Origin of the sequence: Pseudomonas sp. PSB18, from assembly GCF_014596565.1 — a bacterium.
Taxonomy (GTDB): domain Bacteria; phylum Pseudomonadota; class Gammaproteobacteria; order Pseudomonadales; family Pseudomonadaceae; genus Aquipseudomonas.
This window is the reverse complement of sequence record NZ_NOIN01000025.1, coordinates 1-1,555: the sequence shown is the minus strand read 5'-3', so window position 1 is coordinate 1,555 and position 1,555 is coordinate 1. Positions and strand designations below refer to the sequence as shown.

The window sequence follows — 1,555 nt, the reverse complement described above, 5'->3', positions numbered from 1 at the left end:
CGTGCTGCCGTCGGGATTGAGACGGCGGCTGACCAGATGCAGATCGTCGGCGTATTCGTAGCGGGTGACGCGGCCCTGTTCGTCGCGCTCGGAGATGACCTTGCCATAGGCGTTGTAGGTCCAGGCCCGGGTGGCGCCGGTGGGCAAGGTGGTCTGCAGCAGCCGGCCCACGGCGTCCCATTGGTAGTGCGTCACCCCGCCGTGTTCGTCCTGGCGGGTCAGCAAGCGCCCCAAGGCGTCGTAGGTAAAAAACCGCTGGCTGGCGTCAGGCAGGGTTTCTTCCGTCAGTTGACCGAGCCGGTTCCAGGTGAACCGGTGTTCACTGGCGTCCGGGTAGTGGATCGACAGCAGTTGCCCGTGGGCATCGTAGGCATAGCGGGTGCGCTGCTGATCCGGGTCGATGACCTCGATCACCTCGCCCCGGTCGTTGCGCCGGTAAGTCCAGACGGCCTTGCCGCGAGAACGGGCGTGCAGGAAACCGTTCCGGTATTCGTAGGACGTGGGCGCATCTTCGGGCGGAATCAGCGCCACCAGGCGTCCGACTTCGTCGTAGTGGTATTCGGTGACGGCGCCCAACGGGTCCTGTTCGGCAATCAGCCGGCCCTGTTCGTCGTAGGCCTTGAGGTGTTCGCCGCCGTCGGGCTCGACCTTGCGCACCAGTCGGGCGCGGTCGTCGTGGACATAGGTCTCTTCGCTGCCGTCGAGGTGCCGGACCGTGACGCTACCGTCGTCGCCCCAGCTGTACCGCGTGTCCATCTGCGCGAACGAAGCCCAGTGCCGCACGCAGCGGGCCGCCTGGCCGACGCCCTGCCATTCCCAGAAGAAACTCGCCCCGCCGGCCAGTTGCCGCTGGAGGATGACGTGGGCATCGTCGTAGTCGTAGCGCTCGCGTTCGCCGGCGGCATTGGTCGCTTCGACCAGCCGTGAGCGCGCGTCGTAGCGGTAGGTCGCCAGGGTCTGTTCGGTGCGCCAGGCTTCGTCCAGGGTGAGGGCCGGGTGAAAGCTCTGGTAGTCGAGGGCGATGAGGTGACGCTGTTCGTAGCGCAGTTGCAGGGCGCGCCCGGCGCCGTTGTCCAGGCGGCTGATGTCGCCATGGATGTTGCGCTGGATGGTCAGGCGGTTGTCGTGGCGGTCACTGAGGGCGGTCAGATAACCGTCGCGAAAGTGTAGGAAAGGCGCCTGTTCGCCAGGCTGGGCGATGATCAGTTCGTCCGGCTCGGTGCCCAGGTAGATCGCCGCCCGGGCCAGGCTGTTGTGGATCGCCGGGCGCTGGGCGTTGGGCAGCGGAAAGGTCGTGCGGCGGTTTTCCTGGTCGATCCAGATGACCTGCTCGCCCTCAAGCCGCAAGCGGTGTGCCAGGGCATGGCTCCAGCCGCGCCCCAGCCCCACGTCCTGATCCGCCGCGCTGCTGCGGTACAAGCGGGTGAAGACGAACGGCAGCCGGCCATCGAGCCGGCCGTCTTCCAGGGTCAGCAGTTCTTCGCCGGTGACCATCGACACCGGGCAGCCGTCGGTGCGGGTCAGGGCCGCGCTGTCGGCGCTGTCACCGTTGGGG

At 67.3% G+C, this 1,555-nt stretch carries 1 protein-coding gene; it reads right to left on the bottom strand.

Annotated features, from left to right (window positions below; all coding sequences use genetic code 11):
• On the bottom strand, positions 1-1,555 hold a 1,555-nt coding region (locus CGA22_RS26995; protein ID WP_188258762.1), incomplete at both ends, for a DUF6531 domain-containing protein.